Source organism: Streptomyces sp. NPDC102490 (genome assembly GCF_044765285.1).
Classification (GTDB): Bacteria; Actinomycetota; Actinomycetes; order Streptomycetales; family Streptomycetaceae; genus Streptomyces.
In genome coordinates this window covers 640,014-666,953 of record NZ_JBIWJU010000001.1, presented here as the reverse complement: position 1 = coordinate 666,953, position 26,940 = coordinate 640,014, and the positions used below count along the sequence as shown (strand labels likewise).

Sequence of the window (26,940 nt, the reverse complement as noted above, 5' to 3'; positions counted from 1 at the left end):
CGGGCTCCGGCACCGGTATCCAAACGGGAGATAAGCGGCAACCCGCGTCACGGGTCTGTGACCGCCGCGCACCGGCGGTGGAAAGGCGCGCGCCCGGCGCGGCATGGATGGACCCATGAGCAGCAACGGGGGGCCCCGCAACGGGGCGGACGAGCCGACCAGTTTTGACCTGCGACCACCGAACCCACCCGCCGGCGTGCCGCATCCCGGCAATCCCTACGCGGCACCCACGCAGGTCGTACCGCCGCGGTCGCTACCTCCGTCGTCGCCACCTGCGACGGCCGCCTCGACGGCCCCGCCGACCGCGCCCGCCCCCTCGGCCCCCTCGGCCACCGCGGCGGAGCCGGGCGCCGGGCGGCTGATCGCCGGCCGCTACCGGCTGATCTCCAAGCTCGGGCACGGCGGCATGGGCACGGTGTGGCGGGCCAAGGACGAGACCGTCGACCGCGAGGTCGCCGTCAAGGAACCCCGCGTCCCCGACCACCTTCCCGAACGCGAACGGGCCAACGTCTTCGAGCGGATGCGCCGCGAGGCGCGCGCCGCGGCCCGGCTGGACCACCCCGCCGTGGTCGACGTGCACGACGTGGCGGTCGTGGACGAGCAGCCGTGGATCGTGATGGAGCTCGTGCGCGGGCGCTCGCTCGGCGACGCCCTCCAGGAGGGCACGCTGAGCGCGCGCGAGGCGGCCCGCATCGGCCTGGAGGTGCTCGGCGCGCTGGAGGCCGCGCACGCCGCCGGCGTCCTGCACCGGGACGTGAAGCCGGACAACGTCCTGCTCGGCCGGCACGACCGGGTCGTCCTCACCGACTTCGGCATCGCCCAGATCGAGGGCGAGACCAGCCTGACCGACACCGGCGGCTTCGTCGGCTCGCCCGAGTACATCGCCCCGGAGCGGGTGCTGGGCCAGCGCCCCGGCCCGGCGAGCGACCTGTGGTCCCTGGGCGTGGTGCTGTACGCGGCGACGGAGGGCGTCTCGCCGTTCCGCCGCAGCAACACCCCCGCCACGCTCCAGTCGGTGCTCAACGCCACGCCCGCGCCGCCCGCCTCCGCGCAGGGCCCGCTGGCCGAGGCGATCACCGGCCTGCTGGACAAGGACCCGGCGCGCCGCCCGGACGCCGCCCGGGTCCGCGCCCTCCTGGACGCCGCCGCGCACCCGCCCGCGCCGCCGCCCACTCAGGTGGTCCGGCTCGACGGGCCCGAGCAGCCGGGCGCGGCGCCCGCGTCCCGCTGGAGCGTCCGGCTGGGCCGCAACGCGTGGATCACCCTCGGCGCGGTGGTCGTCGCGGCGGCGGTGGCGTCGTGCCTGGTCGTCGCGGAGCCCTTCGCGGGGCCGCTCCCGGAGGGCTGGAAGCAGCACAAGCTGGACGGCAAGGTCCGGATGAGCGTCGGCGTGCCCGCCGAGTTCGTGAAGGCGAAGCACGCGGAGGACTGGGACGGCACCAACGAGACCTTCGCCGACCCGAGCGGCGCGGTCACCGTCTCGGTGGACCGGGACATCAAGGCCGACGACAAGACCAACGAGATCCCGGACACCGCCGGCGCCAACGCCTGGGCGGACTGGGAGATGCTCAAGGACGGCGAGTACTCCTGGAACTTCGCCTCCGATCCCGCGCCCGAGGGCGAGCCGAGCGAGACCGAGTACAAGGGCGAGAAGGCCGCCGAGAACACCATCGCGTACACGACCGCGGACACGCAGAACCCCCGCGCGCGCGAGTTCCACATCCTGTACTACCGGGCCGGCAACGGCGACATGTACAAGGTGTCGGTCGACTACCCGCGCGAGGGCTACTTCGCCGACGAGGGACGGGAGATCGCCCGGACGGTGCTCGCCAACTGGGAGGTGGCCGGCCTCTGAGGCGGGAAAAGAAGTGATCGCCTTCCGGTCTTCCGCACAACGCCCTGATCAGCAGGTTTGTTGCCAGCGATCACTGGCGGCATGTGAGCACTCGGTGAATCACCGTGAATCCCCATTACCGACGGGTACACAAAGCCCGCGCGGCGTCATACCCTGCGGCTCATGACGGACGCGCAGGCCCCGGAACTCACCGGCACGAACCCCCTCGCCCCCACCCCGGAGGGCGCCCGCACCGCTGCCGACGTGGTCACGCCCGAGCTGGTCGCCCAGCTCACCAAGGGCGTGGCCGGGTCCGGCCGCACCGCCAACCACACCCCGTTCACCGGCGAGAAGCTGGCCGACCTGCCCGAGTCGACGCCCGAGGACGTGGCCGCGGCCTTCGAGCGGGCCCGCGCCGCCCAGGCCGTGTGGGCGCGCACGCCGGTACGGCAGCGTGCCGCGGTCCTGCTGCGCTTCCACGACCTGGTCCTGGAGCGCCAGGCCGAGGTCCTCGACCTCATCCAGCTGGAGACCGGCAAGGCCCGCCTGCACGCCCACGAGGAGGTCCAGGCCGTCGCCGTCGCCGCCCGGCACTACGGCCGCAAGGCCCCCGCGTACCTGCGGCCCAAGCGGCACACCGGCGCCGTACCGACCCTGACGAAGGTCACCGAGCTGCGCCACCCGCGCGGCGTCGTCGGTCAGATAGCCCCGTGGAACTATCCGCTGGAGCTGTCCGTCGGCGACGCGCTCCCCGCCTTCGTCGCGGGCAACGCCGTCGTGATGAAGCCCGACACCGAGACCTGCCTGACCGCCCTGTGGGCCCGTGACCTGCTCATCGAGGCCGGTCTGCCCGCCGAGGTCTTCCAGGTCGTCCTCGGCGAGGGCCCGGTCGTCGGCCCCGAGGTCGTCAAACACGCCGACTACGTCTCCTTCACCGGCTCCACCCGCACCGGCCGCGAGGTCGCCCGGGGCGCCGCCGCCCGCCTGGTCGGCGTCTCCCTCGAACTCGGCGGCAAGAACGCCATGCTGGTGCTCGAGGACGCCGACATCGAGAAGGCCGCGGCGGGCGCCGTACGCGCCTGCTTCTCCTCGGCCGGCCAGCTCTGCATCTCCATCGAGCGGCTCTACGTCCACGCGTCCGTCGCCGACGCCTTCCTGGAGCGCTTCGCCGCCCGCACCAAGGCCATGCGGCTCGGCACCTCCCTCTCCTACGGCGCCGACATGGGCTCGCTGGTGGGGGAGCGGCAGCTGGAGACCGTGAAGGCACACGTGGCGGACGCCGTGGAGCGGGGCGCCAGGCTCGTCGCCGGCGGCGTCGCCCGCCCGGACATCGGGCCGTACTTCTACGAGCCGACGATCCTCGACGGCGTCGCGGCCCCCATGACCGTGTGCACCGAGGAGACCTTCGGCCCGGTCGTCTCCGTCTACCGCTTCACGACCGAGGACGAGGCCGTCGCACAGGCCAACGCCACGCCGTACGGCCTGAACTCCTCGGTGTGGACGAAGAACGCCCGGCGCGGCCACGAGGTCGCCGCGCGGATGCGCACCGGGACCGTCAACATCAACGAGGGGTACGCCCCCGCCTACGGCAGCGCCCAGTCCCCGATGGGCGGCATGAAGGACTCCGGCCTCGGCCGCCGGCACGGCTCCGAGGGCATCCTCAAGTACACCGAGGCCCAGACCGTCGCCCACCAGCGGCTGCTGCCGATGGCGCCCTCGCTGGGGATGGACGACGAGACGTACGCGGCGTTCATGAGCCGGAGCCTGCGGCTGATGAAGGCGTTCCGCTTCCGCTGATCCACCCCACCACCGCCCGTTCTCAACGAGGAGAGCACGTGTCGCAGGAGAACTCTGTCCAGACCCGGGACGAGAACGGGTACGACTACGACGTCCTCGTCGTGGGATCCGGCTTCGGCGGCTCCGTCTCCGCCCTTCGCCTCACCGAGAAGGGCTACCGCGTCGGTGTCCTGGAGGCCGGCCGCCGCTTCACCCGCGCGTCGCTGCCCAGGAACTCCTGGGACCTGAAGAACTACCTGTGGGCGCCGAAGCTCGGCATGTTCGGCATCCAGCGCATCCACCTGCTCGGGAATGTCATGGTCCTGGCAGGAGCCGGGGTCGGCGGCGGCTCGCTCAACTACGCCAACACCCTCTACGTGCCGCCGAAGCCCTTCTTCGACGATCCCCAGTGGAGCGGCATCACCGACTGGCACGAGGAACTGGCCCCGTACTACGACCAGGCCAAACGCATGCTGGGCGTCCGTCTCAACCCCACGATGACCCCCTCCGACGTGCACCTGAAGGCGGCCGCCGAGCGGATGGGCTGCGGCGACACCTTCCACATGGCGCCGGTCGGCGTCTTCTTCGGCGACGGCGAGGACGCCGACGGCACGGCGAAGGCCGGGCCGGGCCGGCAGGTGCCCGACCCGTACTTCGGCGGCGCGGGCCCCGACCGCAGGGCCTGCAACGAGTGCGGCGAGTGCATGACCGGCTGCCGGCACGGCGCGAAGAACACCCTCAACGAGAACTACCTGTACCTCGCCGAGAAGGCCGGTGCCGTCGTGCACCCGATGACGACGGTCGTGTCCGTCACGGACGACTCGCGCGGCGGCTTCGCGGTCGCCACGCTCCCCACCGACCGCAGGAAGCTCGGGAAGAAGGAGGCGGGCCGCACCTTCACCGCCCGCCGCGTCGTCATAGCCGCCGGCACCTACGGCACCCAGACCCTGCTGCACCGCATGAAGGCGGGCGGCCAGCTCCCCTACCTGTCCGACAGGCTCGGCGAGCTGACCCGCACCAACTCCGAGGCACTGGTCGGCGCCCAGACCGACGACCGGCGCTACCGCAGCGCCACCGGCCAGGCACGGGCCGACTTCACGCGCGGCGTCGCCATCACGTCCTCGATCCACCCGGACCCCAACACCCACATCGAGCCGGTGCGGTACGGCAAGGGCTCCAACTCGATGGGCGGCCTGTCCATCCTCCAGGTCCCCTACGCCGGGCGGACCGCCTCGGGCACGTCCCGCGTCCTGGGTTTCCTGGGCCACGCGGCCAAGCACCCGCTGCTGGTCCTGCGTTCGCTGTCCAACCGCAAGTGGTCCGAGCGGACCATCATCGGCCTGGTCATGCAGTCCGTGGACAACTCCCTGTCCACGCACCTGAAACCGGCGGGCGTCGGCAAGGGCCTGCTCACCGCCCGCCAGGGCCACGGCTCGCCCAACCCCAAGCAGATCAAGGCCGCGACCGAGGGCGCCTCCGCACTCGCCGCCGAGATCAACGGCTTCGCCGGCTCCAACATCGGCGAGCTGATGGGCACCCCGCTCACCGCCCACTTCCTCGGCGGCTGCCCGATCGGCGCCTCCCGCGAGACCGGCGTCATCGACCCCTACCACCGCCTCTACGGCCACCCCGGCATCTCGGTCGTCGACGGCGCCGCCGTCTCGGCCAACCTCGGCGTCAACCCGTCCCTGACCATCACCGCGCAGGCCGAGCGCGCGATGGCGTACTGGCCGAACAAGGGCGAGAGCGACCCGCGCCCCGCGCAGGGCACCGGGTACGAACGCCTGGCCGCCGTCGAGCCCCGGTCGCCGGCCGTCCCGGAGAATGCCTTCGGCGCGCTGCGGCTGCCGTTCCTGAACGTACCGACGGTGCCGCCGAAGCAGTAGCGGCCGCACAGAGGCGAGAAGAGAGCGAAAAGAGAAGCGAGAAGCGAGAAGCGAGAAGAGAAGCAAAAGGTGAGCGGGACCCGCACCCCCCTCCGAGTGCGGGTCCCGCTCACCCAGCCCGTGTCACGCCGCTTCCGCGAGCGTCAGGCGTCCGAACCGGCCCTGCGCCGCCGCGCCACGAACACCGCGCCGCCACCGACGACCACGGCGAGCCCGCCGGCCAGGCCGATCACCGGCAGCGCCGAGTTGGAGCCGGTCGCGGCGAGGCTTCCGGTGACCTCGGGGGTGTCGGCGGCCGGCTTCTCGACGGCGACGGGCGCCCTGCCGCCCTCCTGCGGCTCGGTGCCCTCCGTGTCAGTGCCGGGGGCCACGATCCGGAACTTGTAGGCGACATCGCCGAAGCCGATGCACGCGTCGTCCGCGTCGCCGTAGATGGTCGCGCCGAGGGTGAAGCCGGCGCCGACCGGGGCGTCGGACCGCACGTTGATCCGCATCGGGATGTCGACCTCGTAGTCGGGTGCCAGCTCGTCGGTGTAACCGACGTAACCCACCGCGTAGCCCAGCTCGTTGAGGTCCTCCCAGATCTTGTCCTCGGAGTTCCAGGCCTGGAGGCCGACCTTCTTGCTCTCGAACAGCTCCTCGCCGTCCCGGTCGGCGGAGGCGCCGGCCAGGTACTCGAGGTCCTGGAGCGTGGAGCCGGAGTTGTTGGCCACGTTCAGCGAGAACTTGTGCCAGCCGCTGCCCGCCGCGATCTCGCCGGGCAGGCCCTCGATGTCGACGTCGACCTTGGTGTCCTCGCACACCGACGGCTCGGGGACCGGGATCTCGGTGTCCCCGGGCGCGGAGGTGCTCGGTGACGGGACCGCGGGGGCGGACGTGGTCGTCTGCGAGCCGCCGGGGCCGGGAGTGCCCCCGCCCGTGGTGCTCGGGGGCGGGGAGGCCGGGGAGCCGGGCGAACCCGTGGCCGGGCTCGTCGAGTCGCTCGGGGCGGGCGAGGTCTCGCTCGTCGACCCGCTCGGGGACGGTGAGCTGTCCGACGAGGCGGACGGGGACGGCGACGTACTGCCGGTCGCCGAGGCGGCCGGGGCCGCGAGCAGCGCGGCGGGGGAGATCACTGCCGTGGCGGCGACTGCGGCCAGGGCGCGACGAAGGTTCATGCCCGTTTTGATCAGTGGAACCTGTGAATGGTTGTCCCCGTCTTCACAGAATCCTTATGTGTCCTGTGTCACTGCCGGTCCCGTCGGCCGGCCCCGGGCGTCCCCGGAGCCGGCCGTTCTCTTGGGTGACCGGGCTGCTGTCCCCTGCCGTCCGATCACTTCCTGGAGCGAGGTCCCACGACGCACGGCACGATCCGTACGTCTCATCGCTCCAGCGAGCCACGCGTGGTTCTATCGGGCCCGCCCCTGGCTGGCACGGACACCGGGACCAACGAAGCCGCGCGGGTACCGGTCACGCGCCGTACGGGTGAGAAGGGGCCCGAACTCAGATACGACGACGCTCCCCGGTCGCGCCGCGGGCCTCAGACGCGTCCGCGGCACAGCTCCAGCATCGTCATCGCCAGCGCCGTCCCCGGCCGGCCCAGCGCCTGCCGGTAGTGGTCGAGCACCTCCATCTCGCGGGAGAGGTTCACCCGCCGGCCGCCGGAGGTGATCCGTGCCTCCTGGATGACGGCGGAGACGGCCATGCGTTCCTGGATCAGCCCGATGATCCGGTCGTCCAGGGCGTCGATGCGCTCCCGGGCGCCGGTGATCACGTCGGCGGCCTCGGGGGTGTGGGCGCCGGTCTTGTCTGCTGCGGTGACGGTCATGTCGGTGGCTCCTCGCCGAAGGGCGGCGCACCCGGGACCGGCACGGTCCGCACACGCCAGGCGCCCCGGACCTTGTCGGCCCGGGGCGCCTGGGAAGTCGCTTGTCAGTTGCTCAAGCAGCACGACCATGGCAGCCGGTGGGCCGGTTGCCATAGGTAAACAGGAACGCCTGGTGCTTGTGCATGGGCCCAGTATGCCCCGGCGACGGTCGGTGTCCAAGCCGGTTCGGATGGTGAGACCCGGGGAGGGGCCGGGGGGAGGGGCGACGGCGGCGGCCGACGGCGGGGCCGGGTCACCTGCCCAGCTCGGTAGAATCGGGAGCACAAGCCCCCCGCCCGACCGCCGGAAGGCACCCCGTGTCATCAGCGACTCCCGCTGCCGCCGCCCCCGACACCGTCCTGGTCGTCGACTTCGGCGCGCAGTACGCCCAGCTCATCGCCCGTCGTGTCCGCGAGGCGCGGGTCTACAGCGAGATCGTGCCGAGCTCCATGCCGGTCGAGGAGATCCTCGCCAAGAACCCGGCGGCCATCATCCTCTCGGGCGGCCCCTCGTCGGTGTACGAGCCGGGCGCCCCGACCCTCGACCGCTCCCTGTTCGAGGCCGGCGTCCCCGTCTTCGGCATGTGCTACGGCTTCCAGCTGATGGCGCAGACCCTCGGCGGAACCGTCGACAACTCCGGCGCCCGTGAGTACGGTCGCACCGACCTCGTGGTCTCCAAGCCGTCCTCCACCCTCTTCGAGGGCACCCCGGCCGAGCAGGCCGTGTGGATGTCGCACGGCGACGCCTGCTCCGCCGCCCCCGAGGGCTTCACCGTCACCGGCTCCACGGACGTCGTCCCGGTCGCCGCCTTCGAGAACGACGAGAAGAAGCTCTACGGCGTCCAGTACCACCCCGAGGTGATGCACTCCACGCACGGGCAGCAGGTGCTGGAGCACTTCCTGTACCGGGGCGCGGGCCTGAGCCCCGACTGGACCACGGGCAACGTGATCGAGGAGCAGGTCGCCGCCATCCGCGAGCAGGTCGGCGACAAGCGGGCCATCTGCGGCCTGTCCGGCGGCGTGGACTCCGCGGTCGCCGCCGCCCTCGTCCAGAAGGCCATCGGCTCCCAGCTGACCTGCGTCTACGTCGACCACGGCCTGATGCGCAAGGGCGAGACCGAGCAGGTCGAGAAGGACTTCGTCGCCGCGACCGGCGTCCAGCTGAAGGTCGTGGACGCCGAGGAGCGGTTCCTCAAGGCGCTGGCCGGGGTCTCGGACCCCGAGGAGAAGCGGAAGATCATCGGCCGCGAGTTCATCCGGGTCTTCGAGCAGGCGCAGCTGGAGATCATGCGGGAGGACGGCCCCGAGGTCGCCTTCCTCGTGCAGGGCACCCTCTACCCCGACGTCGTCGAGTCCGGCGGCGGCACCGGCACCGCCAACATCAAGTCCCACCACAACGTGGGCGGCCTCCCCGACGACATCGAGTTCGAGCTGGTCGAGCCGCTGCGCCAGCTGTTCAAGGACGAGGTCCGGATGGTCGGCCAGGAGCTGGGCCTGCCGGACGAGATCGTCCAGCGCCAGCCGTTCCCGGGCCCCGGCCTCGGCATCCGGATCGTCGGCGAGGTCACCAAGGAGCGGCTCGACCTGCTGCGCGAGGCCGACGCCATCGCCCGCGAGGAGCTGACCGCGGCCGGCCTCGACCGCGACATCTGGCAGTGCCCCGTGGTGCTGCTCGCGGACGTCCGCTCCGTCGGCGTCCAGGGCGACGGCCGCACCTACGGCCACCCGATCGTCCTGCGGCCGGTCTCCTCCGAGGACGCCATGACCGCCGACTGGTCCCGGCTGCCGTACGACGTGCTCGGCAAGATCTCGACCCGGATCACCAACGAGGTCAAGGACGTCAACCGCGTCGTCCTCGACGTGACCTCGAAGCCGCCGGGCACGATCGAGTGGGAGTGACCCTAGAGCCCTGGAGGGCGCTCCCTACGTGCGCCTGATGGTGCGCACGGGCTGACCGGGCCGCCAGATCTCGACGACGAGGTACGTGTCGTCCTCGACGCGGGTCCGCACGACCTCCGTCAGCTCGGTACGGAAGAGGTGGAACGGCTCCGGCGGTTCCACCTCTTTCACGTATCCGGCCTTGGTCGCGGGGTCCTCGACCTCGACTGCCCGGCCGGCGATCCGCACGTCCCCGCCGCCCATGCCGGTGCCGTCCCCCGGGTTCGCCTGGAGCGCGAAGCGCGGATCGCGGCGCAGGTCGAGCGCCTTCAGCGAGTGCGGCATCATGCCGAGCCACAGCTCGCCGCCCAGGAAGCGCACCTCCAGGCCGGTGGTGCGGGGCGAGCCGTCCTTGCGGAGGGTGGCGAGGACGTGGTGCGTGTACGCGCCGAAGCGCGCCTGAACGGTGCCGGCCAGGGCGGGCTCGGCGGCGGCGAACCCGGCCCAGTTCACAGGGGTGCGTGACGTCATACGCCGAGTGTGAACGTGAAAACCGACACCCTCTGTCGCGTATTGGTCCCCGGATCTGTCCTCCCGGCCGCACCGCCGGTAACTTCCGGCCCGTAAGGCACATCTGGCGCCGAAGGACAGAGAACACATGCACGGGACGCCCGGGGCCACCGAGCCCCCGCCGCTGCCCACCGACCGGCTGCGGTTCGCGATGCCGCCCAGGCACGACTCGGTCGAGGACGAGCGCCGGCACCGCAAGGAACGGCTCGCCTGCGCGCTGCGCCTCTTCGGGCGGTCCGGGTTCGAGGACGGGGTCTCCGGGCACATCACCGCCCGCGACCCCGAGTACACCGACTGCTTCTGGGTCAACCCGTTCGGCGTGCCCTTCGCCCACATCACGGTGAGCGACCTGGTGCTGGCCAACTCCGAGGGCCAGGTCGTGCAGGGCGGCCACCATGTGAACCAGGCGGCGTTCACCGTGCACTCCCAGGTCCACGCGGCCCGCCCGGACGTCGTCGCGGTCGCCCACTGCCACTCGGTGCACGGGCGCGCGCTGTCGGCCCTCGGCGAGCTGCTCGAACCGATCACCCAGGAGAGCTGCGCCTTCTACGAGGACCACGCCCTGTACGACTCCTACTCGGGCGTCGCCGTCGACGCCGAGGAGGGGCGGCGCATCGCGGGCGTGCTCGGCTCCGGCAAGGCGCTCGTGCTGCGCAACCACGGGCTGCTCACGGTCGGCGACTCGGTGGACGCGGCGGCCTGGTGGTTCCTGTCGCTGGAGCGGTCCTGCCAGGTGCAGCTGCTGGCGAAGGCGGCGGGGCGGCCGGTGCTGATCGACCACCGGCAGGCCGTGGCGACCCGGGAACAGCTCGGCGGCGACCTGGTGGCGTGGATCAACTACCAGCCCTTGTGGCAGGAGGTCACCCGCCGCGAACCGGACCTGTTCGACTGACCGTGCCCGGGGCGGCGCGAGGCGGCGCTGGGCGGGCGCGGGGGCGGGTCGGGGCCGCGTCAACACGGCGGTCCGCGCATCACCCCCGTTGAGCAGACGTAAGACGGAGCGGCGCGCGGACGCGGGCCGGGGTACGGCACAATTCGCTGTCGTTCCAAGGGACTTACCGGGTGCGGGAAGGCGGGCGTCGGGCGTGGCGGTGCAGGAGGCGAGACGCGGGAGCGGCTCGGACAGGGACGCGTACGGGGCGGCCCACGGCGGTGGCTGCACCTGCGGGGACTGCCCGCACGGTGCCCGGGAGGGGCACCGCAGGGCGGTGGCCGCGTTCCTGCTGCGGCGGGACGAGTTCGCGGCCGGGCAGGGGCTGCCGGCCGCGGTGGCCCACTCGGCCTCCGCCTCCCGCCAGTGGGTCTCGGAGGAGCTGACCCAGTCGGCGGAAGCCGTCGCCGAACGCGGCCGGGCCGAGGGCGACGCCTGGCTCGCGGCGCTGGGCCGGCGCACGACGGTCGTCGTGTGGGCCGCGGTCGTCCTGCTGCTGCTCGGGCAGGCGCTCACCGCGGTCGGTGCGGGCTGGTCGGCGGCGCGCACCGCCGGACTCGCGGCGGCGCTGGTGGTGGCCGGCGCGCTGACGGCCGCGTCGTGGTTCCACCGGGCCGGGGGCGGGGCGCTGGCGCCGGTCATCGGCGAGGACAACCGCCTGTCCACCTCCCGCGCGGTGGCGGCGGCCTGGGTCCTCTTCATCGCCTACGCCGTGCTGGTGCTCGCCGGGCAATTGGCCGTCGCCTCCGGACCCGACCGGCGGGACGCGCTGATCTCCGGTCTCGAACTCGGGCGCGGCACCGGCGCGGTGACCGTGCTCGCGGTGGTCTGCGGGATCGCGGTCCTGGTGCGGCGGGTGGTCGGACTGCGCGTCCTGGGGCAGCGGCTGCAAAAGGTACGGGCCGACCGGCCGCGCGCCCGCGACCTGCTGACGGACGACGCGGGCCGCGGGACCTTCGCCGACATCCAGTACGTCGTGATCAGCACCGTGGCCCTGGTGTTCGCGGCGGTACGGCTGGCCCGGCGCCCGGAGCAACTGCCCGACCTGCCCTGGGGACTGGCGGTGGTGGTGCTGGTCTCCGCGGCGACCTACGTGGCCGGGAAGTACGCCGAGGGTGGCCGGCCGGTGATCCTCTCCGTGGTCCGGGCGCGGGAGGCCGGTGACCTGGACGGGCCCATCCGCACGGGCGACGACATCGAGATCCGCGGCGCGGGCTTCGTGCCGCCGGGCGCTCAACGGGCCGACCGGCTGTCCCGGATGGTCGTCCGCATCGGCGCGGTCAACGTCCACGTGCCGCTGGTCCCGGTGACGGGCGGCTTCAGCAACCCCGCGGACGACCTGCTGACGGTCCCGGTCCCGGCGGACGTGGAACCGGGCCGGGTGGACGTCCAGGTGGTCACGGGCGCGGGTGCGGAGACCAACCGGTACGCGATCGACGTGACGGACTGACCCCGCACGTGTGCCCTCGCTCGGCGGCCCGCCGGAACCGGCGGCGGGAAACCGGTTGCCGAGGATTGAGCGGGGCCCCGGTTTCGTACGTATGGTCTGTGGGGGGTCCGGGCGTGCGCGGCGAGAGGCGGCTGGCAGTGATGACTCACGGTATGCGGACGGATGTCCACCTCTCACCCGGGGGCGGGAGGGACTGGCGGGACAACGCCGCCCGCTACGCCCTCCTTCCGCTGCGCGTCTTCCTCGGTGTCACGTTCCTCTACGCCGGTCTGGACAAGCTCACCGACAGCGCCTTCATGAAGGACGCGGGCGCCGGTTCCATCGGCGACATGATGCGTACCGTCCGCGACTCCTCGGCTGTCCCCGCGCTGGTCGACCTCGCCCTGAAGAACCCGCCCGGATTCGGCTACGCCATCGCCCTGGGCGAGCTGGCCGTCGGCATCGGCACCCTGCTCGGGCTGCTCGCCCGCCTGGCGGCGCTGGGCGGTGCGCTGATCTCGCTCAGCCTGTGGCTGACCGTCAGCTGGGCCTCCGATCCCTACTACTACGGCAACGACCTCGCCTACCTCATGGCCTGGCTCCCCCTCGTCCTCGCGGGCGCCCCGCTGCTGTCGCTGGACGCCGTACTGCGCTCCCGGCGCAGGCGACGGACGGGCGGGTACCGGTAGGGGCGGCCTCGCGGCCTCGCGGCCTCGCGGTGTCGTCGGTGTCGTCGGTGTCGCGGCGCCGTCAGCGGGGAAGGTCCGCCCGGGGTGCGTCGGGCGGCGCCGCGCGACGCTCTCCGCGGCGCCGGTGCACGGACCGGGCCACCAGCCCTACCGCGCCCGCGAGGCAGAGCCCGCCCACGACGACCGGGATCACCACGAACCACGGCGTCTCCCAGAGGCCGCCCGCGTCACCGGCGTAGATGACACCGGCCAGCATCAGGAAGAGGCCGGCCACCAGCCGCCCCGGCTGGAACCTATGACGCAGCACGGGACACCTCCGCCTGACCGACGCCGACCTGGAGGTCGAGGTCGAGCGTGCCGGCGTCCTCGCCGCCCCCGGTGGGGGAGAGGGTGATCTCCTTGTGCTTGCCGGGTGCCACGTCCACGTCCTTCTCGTCGTCGCCGGGCAGCTGGATGTCGCCCACGCCCACCTCGACGCTCAGCCGCACGGTCACGTCCTGCGGCACGACCACCCGTATTCGGCCCATGCCCACGTCGGCCCGGGTGGTCACCGTCTGCCCCTCGGCCAGGTCGAGGCGGGAGAGGTCGAGGGTGCCGCTGCCCGCGCCGATGTCGTACTGGCCGCGCACGTCGGCCGCCACCACCGGTTTCCAGGTGGTCCGGACCCATTCGGTCCCGACGTTCTCCGGAACGGCGGCCGACCCGGCCAGCAGGCCCGCCGTGACGACGGCCAGGAAGACCGAACCGGCTCCCGTGCGCCCGACGAAGGCGCTGACCGCGATACCGAGGCCGAAGACCGCCAGCGCGCACGCCAGGCCGGTCTGCAAACTGGTGCCCAGCGGGTGGTCGTCCCAGGTCAGCCGGGTCCCGAGGAAGCCGGCCAGCAGGGCGAGCAGGAACACCCAGCCGCCGATGCCGCGGGGGCCGCGCGGCTGCGGGGACCAGGGGCCCCGGTCGCCCGCCGGACCGCGGTCGCGCCGCCCCGGGACCCCGCGGCCGATGTTGACGGCCGCCGCGATGTCCCGGTCCGCGGAGTCCGGCGGCCCCCACATGTAGCCCGTCCCGCCGTCGTGGGTGCCGTCCTTGACGATGGGCTCGCGCCACCAGGAGGGCCAGGTGTACATGATCGGCGGCGCCTGGGCCTCCGGCGGGGCGTCCGCGACGGCCTGCGCCGAGAGCGGGTCGGGTTCGGGGGCCCTGCGGTGCCGCGACCAGTACCCGGCGCCCGCGAGGAGCAGGGAGAGGACGACGGCGAAGGTCAGCACGCCGCCGTTGCGCAGCATGGTGAGGAAGATCCCGCAGCCGACCAGGGCGAAGAGCACGGCCGTCAGCGCATGGCCGTCGACCCGGCCGGTCAGCAGCTTGCGCACCTCGTTCTCCTCCTCGTCGTCGTAGGGGACGAAGAGCCAGGCGAAGCCGTAGAAGAGGAGACCGATGCCGCCGGTCGCGGAGAGCACCGCGAGGGTGATCCGGAAGATCACCGGGTCCAGGTCGCACTGCCGGCCGAGGCCGGCGCACACACCGGCGAGCACCTTGTGCCGCCGGTCGCGCCGGAACCGGTGCGGCGGCCCGGGGGCGTCCGCACCGGCGTCCGCGGCGGGCGCGGCGTCGTGCGCCCCGGCGCCCCGTGGGGGGCGCGGGCCGGAGCCGGGTCCCGGACCCGTCGCGGCGCGCTCGTGATCTGTCATGGGTCCATGGTGACGGGCGCGGCGCCGTGACGGCAGCCGGTTCGACCCTGGTCGGACCCTGATATCGGCCCTGACTCCGTGCCCGGGCCGTGTTCGAGGCACGCGCGGCCCGAAGATCAGGGGTGATTGGGGGAACGACCCTGATGCTCCGGCTCGGGCACCCGTGTGACCATCTGTGTCATGCCGGAAGCCGCAGCAGCACCCGTCGTCGAACCGCGGCCGCCGCGCAAGCTCTACCGGAGCAGCGACGGACGCTGGCTCGGTGGGGTGGCGCGGGGGCTCGCCGGGCATCTCGGGCTGCCCGTCATCTGGGTGCGGTTCGCCTTCGTCGGCCTGTTCATGGCCGACGGCCTGGGCGCGCTGCTGTACGCGGCCTTCTGGTTCTTCGTGCCGCTGGGCGTCGGGGGAGTGGAGGCGCAGAAGCCGCCGCCGTCGCTCGTCACCTCCGAGGCCGGGCCGGACGGCCGCCGCAGACTCGTGGCCCGCAAGCCGGACAAGGGGCAGCTGGTCGCCCTGCTCCTCATGGTCGTCGTGGCCCTGGTCTTCGTGGGCAACGTCGACCTCGGCGGCGGCGCCAGGGTCTACCTGTGGCCGACCGTGCTCGTCGGCGCCGGTGTCGCCCTCGTCTGGCGTCAGGCGGACAACGCGCGCCGGGCCCGCTGGGCCGAGGTGGGACGCCACCGCCGTACGGTCACGCTGCTGCGCTCGGTGGCCGGCGTCCTGCTGGTGACGGCCGGGGTCACCGGAATCTTCGTCCTCCAGGGGTCCGCGGCCCACCTCGGCTCCGTCCTCCAGGCCGCCCTCGCCGTCCTCGTCGGCATCACCCTCCTCGCCGGCCCCTACCTGGTGCGGATGACGCAGGACCTGTCCGAGGAGCGGCTGATGCGCATCCGCGCGCAGGAGCGCGCCGAGGTCGCCGCCCACGTCCACGACTCGGTGCTGCACACCCTGACCCTGATCCAGCGCAACGCGGAGAACGCGGGCGAGGTGCGCCGCCTGGCCCGGGCCCAGGAGCGTGACCTGCGCTCCTGGCTCTACAAACCGGAGGGCAACGGCAAGGACGAGGACGACGAGCCCACCACCCTCGCCGAGGCCGTGAAGCGCAACGCGGCGGAGGTCGAGGACAAGCACGGCGTCCCCCTCGAGGTGGTCGTCGTCGGCGACTGCCCCCTCGACGAGCGCGTCAGCGCGCAGATGCAGGCCGCGCGCGAAGCGATGGTGAACGCGGCCAAGTACGGTGGCGAGGGCGGCGCCGTACAGGTCTACGCCGAAGTCGAGGGCAGGATGGTCTTCGTGTCCGTCCGGGACCGCGGCCCCGGCTTCGACCTCGACTCGATACCCGCCGACCGCATGGGCGTCAGAGAATCGATCATCGGCCGCATGGAGCGCAACGGGGGCACTGCGCGGCTGCGCGCGGTGCCGGACGGCGGCACGGAGGTCGAACTGGAAATGGAGAGGGCGGAGAAGACGTCATGAGCGACCCGACCGAGGGGAACGGAACGGCGGGAGCGGGCGAGGCGGCCGAGCCCGCACAGCCGGCGAGTGGTGGCGCGGGGGAGCGCCGCGTGCGCGTGGTGCTCGTCGACGACCACCGGATGTTCCGCACCGGCGTGCAGGCCGAGATCGGCCAGACCGCCGAGACCGGGGTCGAGGTCGTCGGTGAGGCCGCCGACGTCGACCAGGCCGTCACGGTGATCACCGCGACCCGCCCCGAGGTCGTGCTCCTCGACGTCCACCTCCCCGGCGGCGGCGGGGTCGAGGTGCTGCGCCGCTGCGCCCCCCTGATGAGCGACGCCGAGCGGCCCGTGCGCTTCCTCGCCCTGTCCGTCTCGGACGCGGCGGAGGACGTGATCGGCGTGATCCGCGGCGGCGCCCGTGGCTATGTCACCAAGACCATCACCGGCACCGACCTGGTCGACTCCGTCTTCCGCGTCCAGGAGGGGGACGCCGTGTTCTCCCCGCGCCTGGCCGGCTTCGTCCTCGACGCGTTCGCCTCCACGGACGCGCCGCCGGTCGACGAGGACCTGGACCGGCTCACCCAGCGCGAGCGCGAGGTACTGCGCCTGATCGCCCGCGGCTACGCGTACAAGGAGATCGCCAAGCAGCTGTACATCTCGGTCAAGACGGTCGAGTCCCACGTCTCGGCGGTCCTGCGCAAGCTCCAGCTGTCCAACCGGCACGAGCTGACCCGCTGGGCGACCGCGCGGCGGCTGGTCTGACGGCTTTGCACGGGGCGGCGTGTGCGCCTCACACCACCCGCGTCGCCCCGGCGAACGGCATCTCGTCGACCGGGGCGACCCGCACCGGAGCCGACGGGTTCGGGGCGTGGATCATACGCCCGTTGCCGACGTAGATGCCGACGTGGCTGATGCCCGAGTAGAAGAAGACCAGGTCACCGGGGAGGAGTTCGGACCGCCCGACGCGGCGGCCCGCGCCGATCTGGGCGTAGGTCGTGCGGGGCAGGGAGACGCCGGCCGCGCGGTAGGCGGCCTGGGTGAGGCCCGAGCAGTCGAAGGCGTTCGGGCCGGTCGCGCCCCACACGTAGGGGCTGCCGAGCTTCTGGTAGGCGTAGGCCACGGCCGCCGCGGCGCGGGAGTCGGGGGCCTTCGCGGCGGCGGACAGGCCCTCCCGGGAGCCGGCGGAAGCGGCGCGGGAGGCGCGATCGCCCGTTCCGTCGCCGACGCGGGCGCGTTCCTCGGCGGTCAGCCGGGACAGCAGGCGGCGGGCCGACTCCAGCGTGCCGGTGACGGTCTCGCGGTGACGTTTCAGCTCGGCCCGGCGCGCCTTCAGCGAGGAGACCTCGACGCGGGCGGCCCCGCGCAGCCGCTCGATCTCCCGCAGTTCCTTGCGTACGCGGCCCACCTCGGCCGTCTGCCGGCTGCCCGCCCGCTCGACGAACGCGGCGCCGTCGAGATACCGGTCCGGGTCGGACGAGAGCGCCAGTTGCAGCGCCGGGTCCAGGCCGCCGCTGCGGTACTGCGCCGCCGCGACCGAACCCAGCGCCTCCCGCGCCGAGTTCAGCCGGTCCTCCTTGCGGGCGGCCTCGTCCCGCAGCTCCTCCAGGCGCCGTTCGGCGGCGTCCGCCTTCTCCTTCGCGCCGTTGTACTTCTCCGTGGCCACCTCGGCCTCCTGGTAGAGCTTGTCCACCTTGGCCCTGACCTGCGCCGCCGTCGGCTGCGGATCGGCGTGTCCGGTCCCGCCCAGGCCCGTGGCGGTGGCCGCGCCCGCGAGGGTGATCGTGGCCGCCGTACGTGCTCTGCCGCCGCCCGTCGCGCGCTGTCGCGGCCTGCGGTGCGTTCCCACCTGCGATCCACGTCCTTCCGTACGACTCGACTCCGGCCCGTGCCGGGTCGGCGCCGGTCCGCTCCGGCCGCCTGGGCCAGGACGCTAGGCGGGTCGGTAACGGTCCGGTGACGGGATGCACGGAAGTGGCGGCAGCGGATCGTGCGGCGACCGTATGTGACCGCAACCAGCTCCAGGGCCCGTCGCCTTCACGCAGGGTGATGACCGATATGCCGGATCGGAGGCGGATGGGGAACGTGAGCTGTTATGGAGCGCCGGGGCGGGCCGGTGTCCGGGCGCGCCCACGCCCTCATTAGGCTCCGGCCTCATGGACGTACTCATCCACCTCTTCGTCGGCCTGCACATCATCGGTATCGCCGCGCTCCTGGGCGGCTTCCTGACCCAGATGAAGGCGATGGGCCGGGGCGCGGCCCGGTTCACCCCCGCGATGCTGCACGGCGCGCTGACGATGCTGGTCACCGGCGCCGTCCTGGTCGGCCTCAACCAGGCCCAGGACTACGCCGTCGACAACGTCAAGATCGGCGTGAAGCTCGCCGTGCTGATCGTGATCCTCGGCCTGGTCTACGTGAAGCGCGACGACGAGAAGGTGGACAAGCCGCTGTTCGGCCTGGTCGGCGCGCTGACCCTGGTGAACATCTTCATCGCGGTGCTGTGGACCTGACCGCCGCCCCGGAGTCCGCTGCCGCGGACCGCAGCCCGGCCCGGGCCCGGACGACCGCCCCCGCCGCGACCGCCAGCCACCCGGCCACCGCGATCCACAGCAGCGCCCGGCCGGGCACGTCCAGCCACGGGACGTCGACGGCCACGGCCACGGACAGCGTCGCCGCCGCCGTCATGCCGAGCGGGAAGACGGTCGACCAGCGGCGCACGTCGTAGCGGAGGCGGGGCCAGGCGATCTCGGCGGCCAGCAGCACGGCGTACCAGGCCAGGTCGAGCGTGAGCAGGAAGACGGTCACGTCGTGCAGGACGGCCTGGTCGTCCGCGTTCCACAGGTACATGCCGGTCCCGGCCGCCGCGAGCAGCTTGGCGCCGGCGAGGGCCGAGATGGCGAGCGCGCCGCCCGCCACCCAGTGGTCCCCCGAGCCACGGGCCACCTGCCGCAGGTCGAAGCGGAACAGCGCGATCAGGTAGAGCACGATCCCCAGCCAGAACGGCACCAGCGCCGCGTGCGCGAGCCAGGGCGTCGAGGTGGCCGCGGCCAGCGTGGCGGCGAGCACGGCGAGCCCCTCCGTGGCCACGCAGCTCAGGAAGACCGCCCCGGGCATCCGCCGCCCCCAGCGCTGCACCACCAGGTACAGCAGCCACGGCCACAGCACGACCGCCAGCGCCAGCAGCACCGCCGCCAGGAGCGACCAGCCGAGCAGCGAGAAACGGGTGCCGAGCACGGTCGTCGCGGCGACGGCGGTGAGCGCCCCCGGCGTCCCGGCCCGCCGTACCCACTGCGCCCGGTCGGCGAGCAGCAGGTAGACGAAGTTCGCGGCCAGTATCAGCCAGGCGGTGCAGGCCAGGACCAGAGCGGTCCGGGACAGGACCTCGCGGCCGGTCAGATGCAGGGCGACCGACACGATGCCGGTCGCCATCACCGCGGCCCCGGCCGCCGGTGGACGCTGCGCCCACCAGGTGCGCAGCGCGGAGGGATGGGTGGCCGATGACATGCGCCCGATGCTAGAGACCCCCGAGGATCAGGCCGGGCGCACCACGCTGTGGATCGACGACTCTCCGTCGTAGAAGATCGACTCCTCGCGGACGTACGCGCCCGGCTTCGGGGCGTGGATCATCATGCCGTCGCCGATGTACAGGCCGACGTGGCTGAGGTCGTCGTAGAAGAAGACCAGGTCACCGGGTTGCGCCTGGGAGACCGAGACGGTCGTGCCAGCGTTGACCTGGTCGTAGGTGACGCGGGGCAGGCTCACGCCCGCGGCCCTCCAGGCGGCCTGGGTGAGGCCCGAGCAGTCGTAGGAGCCGGGGCCCGTGGCGCCCCAGACGTACGGCTTGCCGATCTGGGCGCGGGCGAAGGCGATCGCCTTCTCCGCCTTGGTGCCGTTGGAGGTGTCCGGCGTCGACGAGCCCGACGACCCCGACGAACCGGTACCGCCGGTTCCGGCGCCGCTCTCCTGCTGCTGGGCGGCCTCCTCCCGCCGCTCGCGCTCGGCCGCCTCCCGCGCCGTCTGCTGCTTCGCCAGCTCGGCGGCCTTGCGGGCGGCCTCCTGCTGCTTCTTCTTCTCGATCGCCGCGAGCCGGGCCTTCTCCTCGGCGGTCAGCTCCGACAGCAGCTCCCGCGCGGTGGCCAGCTTCTTCTGGACGGTCGACTTGGCCGTCTTGAGGTCGGTCTGCGCGTCGGTGAGCGTCTCGAGGCTCTCGGTGGCCTCCCGGCGCTTCTTCATCGTCTCGGACTGCTGGGTGACGTAGTCGTCGACGGCGCTCTTCTGCCGGCCGGTGAGCCGGTTCATCAGCTGGTTCTGGTCGAAGTAGTCCTGCGGCGAGTCCGCGAGCAGCAGGGTCGCGGTCTCCGGGACCGAGGCGCCCGTGCGGTACTGGGCGGAGGCGAAGGAGCCCAGCTCCTCGCGCGCGTCGTTGAGGTTCTGGGTGCGCCGGGCGACGTCGTCGAGGAGGGTGTCGACCTTCTTGCGCTGCTTGGAGGTCTTCTCCTTGGCCGCGTTGTACTTCTCGGTCGCCGACCCGGCCTGGCGGTAGAGGTCGTCGACCTTCTTCTCGACCTCTTCGAGGGTCGGCCGGTCGTCCGACGGCGTGGCGTTCGCCGTCTGGGACAGCAGGGCGACGGAGGTGAGGGCCGCGGTGGCGAGGGCCGGGGTCCGTATGCCCGCGACGCGGGTGCCGGTGGGACGCGACTTGCGGTGCGACGCCAAGGAGGCGACTCCTTCCAGTGCTCCGCCTACCGGGTTAGCTGTCGGGTTCGGGCGGTGGTTCGGAAGGGTTGCCCTACGGCGGGTCCGTCCCTCATGGAGGGCGGTGCGGCCGATTCACCCCAAAGTCTCGGTTGGGTCCCCGGCTCCGGCTGCCGTGCGGGCAGGCCGGACTCGGCGGAGGCCGCGCGGCCCGGCGAGGTTCGCCGGAGGGGGTCGAGCGGCCTGCCCGCACCGTAGCCAACTCGTGTGGCCGCTGTGAAGGTTGGTGGGTGATATGCCCGATACATTTTCGTGACCTTCCGCGCGGGCGCCTTTGCGCAGGTGGCGGGCGTCACTCTTCGTGTCGCGGCCGGTCGCGGGGCGTGCCCGGCCCAGGAGTGCCGGGGCATTTTCCGGGGTGGCACCGGGTTGTCGGTGGGGCGCCCTAGACTCGGAGAGCGATGAGCAGCCTCTTTGACGACAGCTTCCTGGCGAGCCTCCAGACCCCCCGGGGTCACGAGGAGGAACCCCCGCCGCCGCCCGAGGACGATCACGGACCGGAGCAGGTCCCGCACGATCTGTTCGGCGGGAAGTTCGACGCGCCCCCGGACCGGGACACCCACTACCGGGACGGCGCCCCGCGCCCCGCCCTGGACGCCGCCGCGCTCCTGGAGGGGCTGAACGACAACCAGCGCGCCGCCGTCGTCCACTCCGGCTCCCCGCTGCTCATCGTGGCCGGTGCCGGCTCCGGCAAGACCCGCGTGCTCACCCACCGCATCGCCCACCTGCTGGCCGAGCGGAACGTCCACCCCGGCCAGATCCTCGCGATCACCTTCACCAACAAGGCCGCGGGCGAGATGAAGGAGCGCGTGGAGCAGCTCGTCGGCCCGCGCGCCCACGCGATGTGGGTGATGACCTTCCACAGCGCGTGCGTCCGCATCCTGCGCCGCGAGTCGAAGAAGCTCGGCTTCACCTCGTCGTTCTCGATCTACGACGCCGCCGACTCCAAGCGGCTCATGGCGCTGGTCTGCCGCGACCTCGACCTGGACCCGAAGCGTTTCCCGCCGAAGTCGTTCAGCGCGAAGATCAGCAACCTGAAGAACGAGCTGATCGACGAGGAGGACTTCGCCGCCCAGGCCGCCGACGGCTTCGAGAAGACCCTCGCCCAGGCGTACGCCATGTACCAGTCGCGGCTGCGCGAGGCCAACGCCCTCGATTTCGACGACCTGATCATGACCACGGTCAATCTGCTGCGCGCCTTCCCGGACGTCGCCGAGCACTACCGCCGCCGCTTCCGGCACGTCCTGGTCGACGAGTACCAGGACACCAACCACGCCCAGTACGCCCTGGTGCGCGAGCTGGTCGGCGTGCCCTCGGAGCACCCCGTCGACGTGCCGCCGGAGGCCGAGGTGCCGCCCGCCGAGCTGTGCGTGGTGGGCGACGCCGACCAGTCGATCTACGCCTTCCGCGGCGCCACCATCCGCAACATCCTCCAGTTCGAGGAGGACTACCCGGACGCGACGACGATCCTCCTGGAGCAGAACTACCGCTCCACCCAGACCATCCTCAGCGCCGCCAACGCGGTCATCGAGCGCAACGAGTCCCGCCGCCCCAAGAACCTGTGGACCAACCAGGGCAGCGGCGCCCGGATCACCGGGTACGTCGCCGACACCGAGCACGACGAGGCGCAGTTCGTCGCCGACGAGATAGACCGCCTCACCGACGCGGGCGAGGCCAAGGCCGGGGACGTCGCCGTCTTCTACCGGACCAACGCCCAGTCCCGTGTCTTCGAAGAGGTCTTCATCCGCACCGGCCTGCCCTACAAGGTCGTCGGCGGCGTCCGCTTCTACGAGCGCAAGGAGGTCCGGGACGTCCTGGCCTACCTGCGCGTCCTGGCCAACCCGGAGGACTCGGTGCCGCTGCGCCGCATCCTCAACGTCCCCAAGCGCGGCATCGGCGACCGCGCGGAGGCGATGATCGACGCCCTCGCCCAGCGCGAGAAGATCAGCTTCCCGCAGGCGCTGCGGCGCGTCGACGAGGCGTACGGCATGGCCGCGCGCTCCTCGAACGCCGTCAAGCGGTTCAACACCCTCATGGAGGACCTGCGCACCATCGTCGAGTCCGGCGCCGGACCGGCGACCGTCCTGGAGGCGATCCTCGAACGCACCGGGTACCTGGCCGAGTTGCAGGCCTCCACCGACCCGCAGGACGAGACCCGCATCGAGAACCTCCAGGAACTCGCGGCCGTCGCGCTGGAGTTCGAGCAGGAGCGGGCCGAGGGGGAGGAGGCCGGGACGCTGGCCGACTTCCTGGAGAAGGTGGCGCTCGTCGCCGACTCCGACCAGATCCCCGACGAGGAGGACGGCGACGGCGTCGTCACCCTGATGACCCTGCACACCGCCAAGGGTCTGGAGTTCCCGGTCGTCTTCCTCACCGGCATGGAGGACGGCGTGTTCCCGCACCTGCGCGCCCTCGGCCAGGCCAAGGAGCTGGAGGAGGAGCGGCGCCTCGCCTACGTCGGCATCACGCGCGCCCGCGAGCGCCTCTACCTGACCCGGTCGACGCTGCGCAGCGCCTGGGGCCAGCCGTCGTACAACCCGCCCTCGCGGTTCCTGGAGGAGATCCCCGCTCCCCACCTGGAGTGGAAGCGGACCGGGGCGAACGGCCCCGCGTCCTCGGTGCCGGTCTCGGGTGTGGCGGCGTCGCTGTCGTCGTCGCGTTCCCGCTCGTCGGCGTCCGGCGCGTCCGGTTTCGCCACCCGCAGGTCGGCCGGCGCCGAGCAGCCGACGGTGTCGCTGGCGGTCGGCGACCGCGTCACGCACGACCAGTTCGGCCTCGGCACGGTGGTCGGGGTCAAGGGCACCGGGTCCAACGCGGAGGCGACGATCGACTTCGGGGACACCAAGCCGAAGCGGCTGCTGCTGCGGTACGCGCCGGTGGAGAAGCTCTGAGGGTGTGAGGCGGGGCGGTGCGGTGAGGGTCCGGGTGTTCGCCCGGGCCGACCGCGGCCGCCCGGCCGGTCCGCCGAGACGTTACGGCGTCAGGTCGGGTTGATGCCGTGGCTGCGCAGCCACGGCAGCGGGTCGATCGACGAGCCGCCCGCGGGGCGCACCTCGAAGTGCAGGTGCGGACCGGTCGAGTTGCCCGAGTTGCCGGAGAACGCGATCGCGTCGCCCGCCTTCACGGTCGAGCCGGAGGGGACCTGATAGCTGGAGAGGTGGCAGTACCACGTCTCCGTGCCGTCCTTCGCGGTCACGATCATCATGTTGCCGTACGCGCTGTTGTACTGCGTCCGCACGGTGCCGTCGGTCGCCGCCATCACCTTCGTCCCGTACGACACGGGGAAGTCGATGCCGGTGTGGACGGACATCCAGTTGATGCCGGCCTGCCCGTAGTAGGCGCTGAGGCCGTGCTGCTCCACCGGGAGCGCGAACTTGGGGCGCAGCCGCTCCTTGCGGGCCGCTTCCTCCGCCGCCCGCCTCTTCTCGGCGGCCTGCTCGGCCTTGAGGTCGATGCGCTCCTGCGTCCGGCTGGCCCGGTCGGCGAAGTCGTCGGCCCCGGCGGCCAGGCTCGTGAGCTGGGTGTCCAGCTTGTTGTTGGCGGCGGCCGGTTTCACCGGTGCGGCCTCCGCGTTGCCCGGGTCCGGTGCCGATGTCGCGGCGTCCGCGCTCTCGTCACCGGTCAGGCTGCCGACGGAGGCGGCCGCGATACCGGCGACGCTCATCACGCAGGCCGACGGCACGGCGATGGTCAGCAGCGCGGAGCGCTTGGCGGGCTGGCGGCGGCGGGAACGCGCCCCGGCGCGGGAACCGGCACGCGAGCCGGTGCGGGCGGCCGGGACCCGCGCGGCGGGCGTGACCTCTTCCTGGTCGTCCAGCAGGGCGGTCACGGTGGGGAGTTCACCGGTGGCGGCCAACTCGCCGTCGTACGGGGAGGCTTCGGTGCTCTCGGCGCTCTCGGTGACGGGCGTGACGTCCGGCGTGGCGTCGTCCGGAGCGGGGTGCTCGGCCGTTCGGGCCGGGTCCTCGACCGTGCCGGTGGCCGCGGGGTCCGGGTTCCACTGCGTGGCGTCGTAGGAGCCGGTGTCCGCGAGGCCGCCCGGGAACGCGCCGGTGTAGAAGGTGCCGGTCGCGAAGGCGCTCGTCTCGTAGGCGCCCGTGTCGAACGCCCCGGTGTCGAAGGTGCCGGTGTCGGCGGTGCCGGTTTCGAAGGTCTGCGTGCCCCAGGCCCACTGCTGGGTCGCGTCGGCGGGAGCGCCGGACTGGTCCGGAAGGCTCCAGTCGCCGGTGTCCCACTGCCCGGTGCCCTCGACGCCCGTGGTCTGCGGCGGTACCGAGCCCTGTTGCGGGTATCCGGCCGTCCACGCCGTCGTGTCGTAGGCGCCGGTGTCGTAGGCGGCGTGCTGCTGGGCCGCGTACGCGTCGTAGTGCGGGGTCTGCTCGCCGCCGGTGGGCCACTGGGCGGTGTCGTAGGAACCCGTCGCCTCGTGGGTGCCGGTGTAGTGGCCCGGCATGCTGCCGAAGAGGGGGTCCGCGTCGAAGGCCGAGGTGTCGGCGGTGCCGGTGGAAAAACCGGTGGAGGTGTAGCCGCCGAACGTGGTGAGGTCGCCGTACTGGGCCTCCCCGGTGCCGTACGACGCGTACTGCGCCGACGCGGCGTCGGAAGCCGGAGCCGGGGGGGTGGTTGTCCCCGACGGGTGACGGTCGTTCACCAACTTCTCTTTCGCCTCGACAACAGGGGCTGCCAGAGCAGTGCGGCGACTGTACCCGGCGGTATACGGGCACGACAATCTTCCCCAGGTTTCGCGAGCGAAGGAAACGGGCAATCGGCCGTGTTTTGGGGGACGGTGGGCACGAGTTTGGCTTTGTGTTCGAAAATTGTTCGAGTCCGAACGGGTTGCTCCGCTCTCAGGCCACGGTCAGCCCGCCGGAACGTTTGCCCGTTTCCTTACCCGTTTCCACACCTGCTGCCGGTCCCGCGGTGTCGAGTGCCTGCCGTATCCCCGTGGCCACGGTGGGGTGCACCGGCAGCGCGAGGTGGCCGATGCCGCTCACCCTCACGTTCTCCACGCTCAGGTCGGGGTGGTCGAGGCAGGCCGTCTCCAGTGGGTCCATCACGCGGTCCAGGTCGCTCCAGAAGCTGACGAACCGCGTACGGCAGCCGGGGGCCGGCCAGGTCAGCTCCTCGATCACCGCCGATCCGGGGCGCATCTGGCGCACGATCGGGTGCGCGTTCGCCAGCGGCACCACCTTGGTGCCGGCGTGTGGGGTGCCGAGCGTCACCAGGGTGCGGACGCGGAGGTCTCCGCCGAGGCGCTGCACGTAGTAGCGGGCGATCAGTCCGCCGAGGCTGTGCCCGACGACGTCGACCCGCTCACTGCCCGTCCGCTCGCAGATCTCCTCGACGTGCCGGCCGAGCAGCTCGGCCGCGGTGCGGATGTCGCAGGTCAGGGGGGAGTAGTTCAGCGACTCGATCTCGTGCCTGCCGTGCTGGGCCAGGCTGCGGCGCAGCAGCAGGAAGACCGAGCGGTTGTCGATGAAGCCGTGCAGCAGCACCACCGGGGGGCTGGCCGGGGCCGGGAGCCTGGGGGGCGGCGGGGACGGCTGCGGGTCCTGGGCGCCCACCGGCCGGAGGGCCTGGGCCGGGCGCCGCTCCTGGATGATCCCCGAGGGGTAGAGGAGGAGGTGCCCGGCGAGGATGGCGGCCTCCAGGGCGCTTGCCTTCAGGAGGGTCAGCGAGAGTCCGGTCAGTCGGCCCGGAAGACCTGCCAGGTCCGGCAGCCCTGGGACGGTGGGGAGCCCCGGAAGTCCGGGGAGTCCCGGAAGTCCGGGGAGTCCCGGAAGCCCGGGCAGCAGACGCTGGAAGAGCGGGAGAAGGGGCAGTGCTGCCGTGGTGACCTTCATGGGCCGACCTCCTGTCGGCACGCGCAGGGACGCCTCTGTCCCCCGTGTGCCCTCGTGGAGCGCCGTGACACCAGTGACTGGTGCTGTTTACGAGGTTTATGCCTACCCGTGTTCCGGCATGCCGTATCAGAGCCCTGTGGGCCGTATGCGGCCTGTGGTGTCGGTGAAACGGCGATGAGGTCCGCTGCCGACCTGCGCTGCCCCTCGCTGCGGCTCTCCGTGCGCGTGTTGCCGCCGCACCCGGAATGGTGCGCGGCGAACGTGTCCCACCGTGTGATTTCCCCCTCTGTATCCACCGCGAAACTGCCGGTTGCGGGATGCTGGCGATAACGTGCGTTCACTTCCCCCGGACACTGTGGTGC

The 26,940-nt window shown here is 72.5% G+C and carries 21 protein-coding genes and 1 riboswitch; of the genes, 11 read left to right on the top strand and 10 right to left on the bottom strand.

Going from position 1 to position 26,940, the window contains the following annotated elements; translation table 11 throughout:
• The first annotated feature begins 115 nt into the window (after positions 1-115).
• The 3 genes from ACIRGB_RS03030 to ACIRGB_RS03020 all read left to right on the top strand — a co-directional run bounded on the left by ACIRGB_RS03030 (position 116) and on the right by ACIRGB_RS03020 (position 5,496).
• Positions 116-1,855 (top strand): serine/threonine-protein kinase, encoded by a 1,740-nt coding sequence (locus ACIRGB_RS03030; protein WP_403858064.1) that lies wholly within the window; start codon positions 116-118, stop codon positions 1,853-1,855.
• A gap of 162 nt (positions 1,856-2,017) precedes the next feature.
• Positions 2,018-3,631 (top strand): succinic semialdehyde dehydrogenase, encoded by a 1,614-nt coding sequence (locus ACIRGB_RS03025; RefSeq protein ID WP_403858062.1) that lies wholly within the window; start codon positions 2,018-2,020, stop codon positions 3,629-3,631.
• Positions 3,632-3,669: 38 nt separating this feature from the next.
• Positions 3,670-5,496 carry a GMC oxidoreductase gene (locus ACIRGB_RS03020; protein WP_403858060.1) on the top strand — a complete coding sequence of 609 codons (1,827 nt, stop codon included), beginning with the start codon at positions 3,670-3,672 and terminating at the stop codon, positions 5,494-5,496.
• Between the two features lie 143 nt (positions 5,497-5,639).
• Here the strand turns inward: ACIRGB_RS03020 and ACIRGB_RS03015 are convergent, their stop codons facing one another.
• Complete coding sequence (locus ACIRGB_RS03015) at positions 5,640-6,653, bottom strand: hypothetical protein (RefSeq protein WP_403858058.1); 1,014 nt, start codon at positions 6,651-6,653, stop codon at positions 5,640-5,642.
• Positions 6,654-7,015: 362 nt separating this feature from the next.
• Positions 7,016-7,303: a chorismate mutase gene (locus tag ACIRGB_RS03010; RefSeq protein ID WP_403858056.1), complete on the bottom strand. Its 288-nt coding sequence runs from the start codon at positions 7,301-7,303 to the stop codon at positions 7,016-7,018.
• A 356-nt stretch (positions 7,304-7,659) separates the two neighbouring features.
• Here ACIRGB_RS03010 and guaA point away from each other — a divergent pair, with 356 nt between their 5' ends.
• The gene (gene guaA / locus ACIRGB_RS03005) at positions 7,660-9,240 is read left to right on the top strand and encodes a glutamine-hydrolyzing GMP synthase (RefSeq protein WP_403858054.1); all 1,581 of its coding nucleotides are present in this window, start codon (positions 7,660-7,662) and stop codon (positions 9,238-9,240) included.
• A 24-nt stretch (positions 9,241-9,264) separates the two neighbouring features.
• Here guaA and ACIRGB_RS03000 read toward each other — a convergent pair whose 3' ends face one another.
• Positions 9,265-9,750, bottom strand: a complete 486-nt coding sequence (locus tag ACIRGB_RS03000) for a pyridoxamine 5'-phosphate oxidase family protein (protein WP_403858052.1) — start codon at positions 9,748-9,750, stop codon at positions 9,265-9,267.
• A 127-nt stretch (positions 9,751-9,877) separates the two neighbouring features.
• Here ACIRGB_RS03000 and ACIRGB_RS02995 point away from each other — a divergent pair, with 127 nt between their 5' ends.
• The 3 genes from ACIRGB_RS02995 (at position 9,878) to ACIRGB_RS02985 (ending at position 12,838) form a co-directional block, all read left to right on the top strand.
• Positions 9,878-10,681 carry a class II aldolase/adducin family protein gene (locus tag ACIRGB_RS02995; RefSeq protein ID WP_403858050.1) on the top strand — a complete coding sequence of 268 codons (804 nt, stop codon included), beginning with the start codon at positions 9,878-9,880 and terminating at the stop codon, positions 10,679-10,681.
• A 193-nt stretch (positions 10,682-10,874) separates the two neighbouring features.
• The gene (locus ACIRGB_RS02990) at positions 10,875-12,170 is read left to right on the top strand and encodes a hypothetical protein (protein ID WP_403858048.1); all 1,296 of its coding nucleotides are present in this window, start codon (positions 10,875-10,877) and stop codon (positions 12,168-12,170) included.
• Between the two features lie 152 nt (positions 12,171-12,322).
• Positions 12,323-12,838, top strand: a complete 516-nt coding sequence (locus ACIRGB_RS02985) for a DoxX family membrane protein (protein WP_403858046.1) — start codon at positions 12,323-12,325, stop codon at positions 12,836-12,838.
• Positions 12,839-12,899: 61 nt separating this feature from the next.
• On the opposite strand, the gene ACIRGB_RS02980 is transcribed toward ACIRGB_RS02985, so the two are convergent.
• Both ACIRGB_RS02980 and ACIRGB_RS02975 read right to left on the bottom strand, forming a co-directional pair.
• Positions 12,900-13,145: a hypothetical protein gene (locus ACIRGB_RS02980; protein WP_403858044.1), complete on the bottom strand. Its 246-nt coding sequence runs from the start codon at positions 13,143-13,145 to the stop codon at positions 12,900-12,902.
• Entirely contained in the window at positions 13,132-14,526 is a 1,395-nt protein-coding gene (locus ACIRGB_RS02975; protein ID WP_403858042.1) for a PspC domain-containing protein, read from the bottom strand. The genes ACIRGB_RS02980 and ACIRGB_RS02975 overlap by 14 nt, the downstream gene beginning before the upstream one ends.
• 180 nt (positions 14,527-14,706) lie before the next feature.
• Here ACIRGB_RS02975 and ACIRGB_RS02970 point away from each other — a divergent pair, with 180 nt between their 5' ends.
• Positions 14,707-16,002: a PspC domain-containing protein gene (locus ACIRGB_RS02970; RefSeq protein ID WP_403858040.1), complete on the top strand. Its 1,296-nt coding sequence runs from the start codon at positions 14,707-14,709 to the stop codon at positions 16,000-16,002.
• Entirely contained in the window at positions 15,999-16,745 is a 747-nt protein-coding gene (locus ACIRGB_RS02965) for a response regulator transcription factor (protein WP_104635695.1), read from the top strand. Before ACIRGB_RS02970 ends, ACIRGB_RS02965 begins: the two co-directional genes overlap by 4 nt.
• Positions 16,746-16,773: 28 nt before the next feature.
• Here the strand turns inward: ACIRGB_RS02965 and ACIRGB_RS02960 are convergent, their stop codons facing one another.
• The gene (locus tag ACIRGB_RS02960; RefSeq protein WP_403858038.1) at positions 16,774-17,829 is read right to left on the bottom strand and encodes an NlpC/P60 family protein; all 1,056 of its coding nucleotides are present in this window, start codon (positions 17,827-17,829) and stop codon (positions 16,774-16,776) included.
• 307 nt (positions 17,830-18,136) lie between these two features.
• Here ACIRGB_RS02960 and ACIRGB_RS02955 point away from each other — a divergent pair, with 307 nt between their 5' ends.
• Complete coding sequence (locus tag ACIRGB_RS02955) at positions 18,137-18,490, top strand: hypothetical protein (RefSeq protein WP_403858036.1); 354 nt, start codon at positions 18,137-18,139, stop codon at positions 18,488-18,490.
• Here the strand turns inward: ACIRGB_RS02955 and ACIRGB_RS02950 are convergent.
• Positions 18,468-19,484 carry a tellurite resistance/C4-dicarboxylate transporter family protein gene (locus tag ACIRGB_RS02950; protein ID WP_403858035.1) on the bottom strand — a complete coding sequence of 339 codons (1,017 nt, stop codon included), beginning with the start codon at positions 19,482-19,484 and terminating at the stop codon, positions 18,468-18,470. The two genes, ACIRGB_RS02955 and ACIRGB_RS02950, sit on opposite strands and share 23 nt — an antisense overlap.
• A gap of 27 nt (positions 19,485-19,511) precedes the next feature.
• Entirely contained in the window at positions 19,512-20,696 is a 1,185-nt protein-coding gene (locus ACIRGB_RS02945; RefSeq protein WP_403858034.1) for an NlpC/P60 family protein, read from the bottom strand.
• Positions 20,697-20,702: 6 nt separating this feature from the next.
• Positions 20,703-20,883: riboswitch (cyclic di-AMP (ydaO/yuaA leader) on the bottom strand.
• Positions 20,884-21,136: 253 nt separating this feature from the next.
• Here ACIRGB_RS02945 and pcrA point away from each other — a divergent pair.
• The gene (gene pcrA, locus ACIRGB_RS02940) at positions 21,137-23,626 is read left to right on the top strand and encodes a DNA helicase PcrA (RefSeq protein ID WP_403858033.1); all 2,490 of its coding nucleotides are present in this window, start codon (positions 21,137-21,139) and stop codon (positions 23,624-23,626) included.
• An 89-nt stretch (positions 23,627-23,715) separates the two neighbouring features.
• On the opposite strand, the gene ACIRGB_RS02935 is transcribed toward pcrA, so the two are convergent.
• The gene (locus tag ACIRGB_RS02935; RefSeq protein WP_403858032.1) at positions 23,716-25,386 is read right to left on the bottom strand and encodes a peptidoglycan DD-metalloendopeptidase family protein; all 1,671 of its coding nucleotides are present in this window, start codon (positions 25,384-25,386) and stop codon (positions 23,716-23,718) included.
• 196 nt (positions 25,387-25,582) lie between these two features.
• A complete protein-coding gene (locus ACIRGB_RS02930; protein WP_403858030.1) occupies positions 25,583-26,578 on the bottom strand; it encodes an esterase/lipase family protein in 996 nt (331 codons plus the stop codon).
• Positions 26,579-26,940 lie beyond the last annotated feature (362 nt).

Coding starts and splice junctions, on each gene's coding strand:
- ACIRGB_RS02930 (WP_403858030.1), bottom strand. CDS start 26,578: ATGAAGGTCACCACGGCAGCACTGCCCCTTCTCCCGCTCTTCCAGCGT.
- ACIRGB_RS03000 (WP_403858052.1), bottom strand. CDS start 9,750: ATGACGTCACGCACCCCTGTGAACTGGGCCGGGTTCGCCGCCGCCGAG.
- ACIRGB_RS02965 (WP_104635695.1), top strand. CDS start 15,999: ATGAGCGACCCGACCGAGGGGAACGGAACGGCGGGAGCGGGCGAGGCG.
- ACIRGB_RS02985 (WP_403858046.1), top strand. CDS start 12,323: ATGCGGACGGATGTCCACCTCTCACCCGGGGGCGGGAGGGACTGGCGG.
- ACIRGB_RS02995 (WP_403858050.1), top strand. CDS start 9,878: ATGCACGGGACGCCCGGGGCCACCGAGCCCCCGCCGCTGCCCACCGAC.
- ACIRGB_RS02975 (WP_403858042.1), bottom strand. CDS start 14,526: ATGACAGATCACGAGCGCGCCGCGACGGGTCCGGGACCCGGCTCCGGC.
- ACIRGB_RS02950 (WP_403858035.1), bottom strand. CDS start 19,484: ATGTCATCGGCCACCCATCCCTCCGCGCTGCGCACCTGGTGGGCGCAG.
- ACIRGB_RS02970 (WP_403858040.1), top strand. CDS start 14,707: ATGCCGGAAGCCGCAGCAGCACCCGTCGTCGAACCGCGGCCGCCGCGC.
- ACIRGB_RS03010 (WP_403858056.1), bottom strand. CDS start 7,303: ATGACCGTCACCGCAGCAGACAAGACCGGCGCCCACACCCCCGAGGCC.
- ACIRGB_RS03025 (WP_403858062.1), top strand. CDS start 2,018: ATGACGGACGCGCAGGCCCCGGAACTCACCGGCACGAACCCCCTCGCC.
- ACIRGB_RS02955 (WP_403858036.1), top strand. CDS start 18,137: ATGGACGTACTCATCCACCTCTTCGTCGGCCTGCACATCATCGGTATC.
- ACIRGB_RS03030 (WP_403858064.1), top strand. CDS start 116: ATGAGCAGCAACGGGGGGCCCCGCAACGGGGCGGACGAGCCGACCAGT.
- pcrA (WP_403858033.1), top strand. CDS start 21,137: ATGAGCAGCCTCTTTGACGACAGCTTCCTGGCGAGCCTCCAGACCCCC.
- ACIRGB_RS03015 (WP_403858058.1), bottom strand. CDS start 6,653: ATGAACCTTCGTCGCGCCCTGGCCGCAGTCGCCGCCACGGCAGTGATC.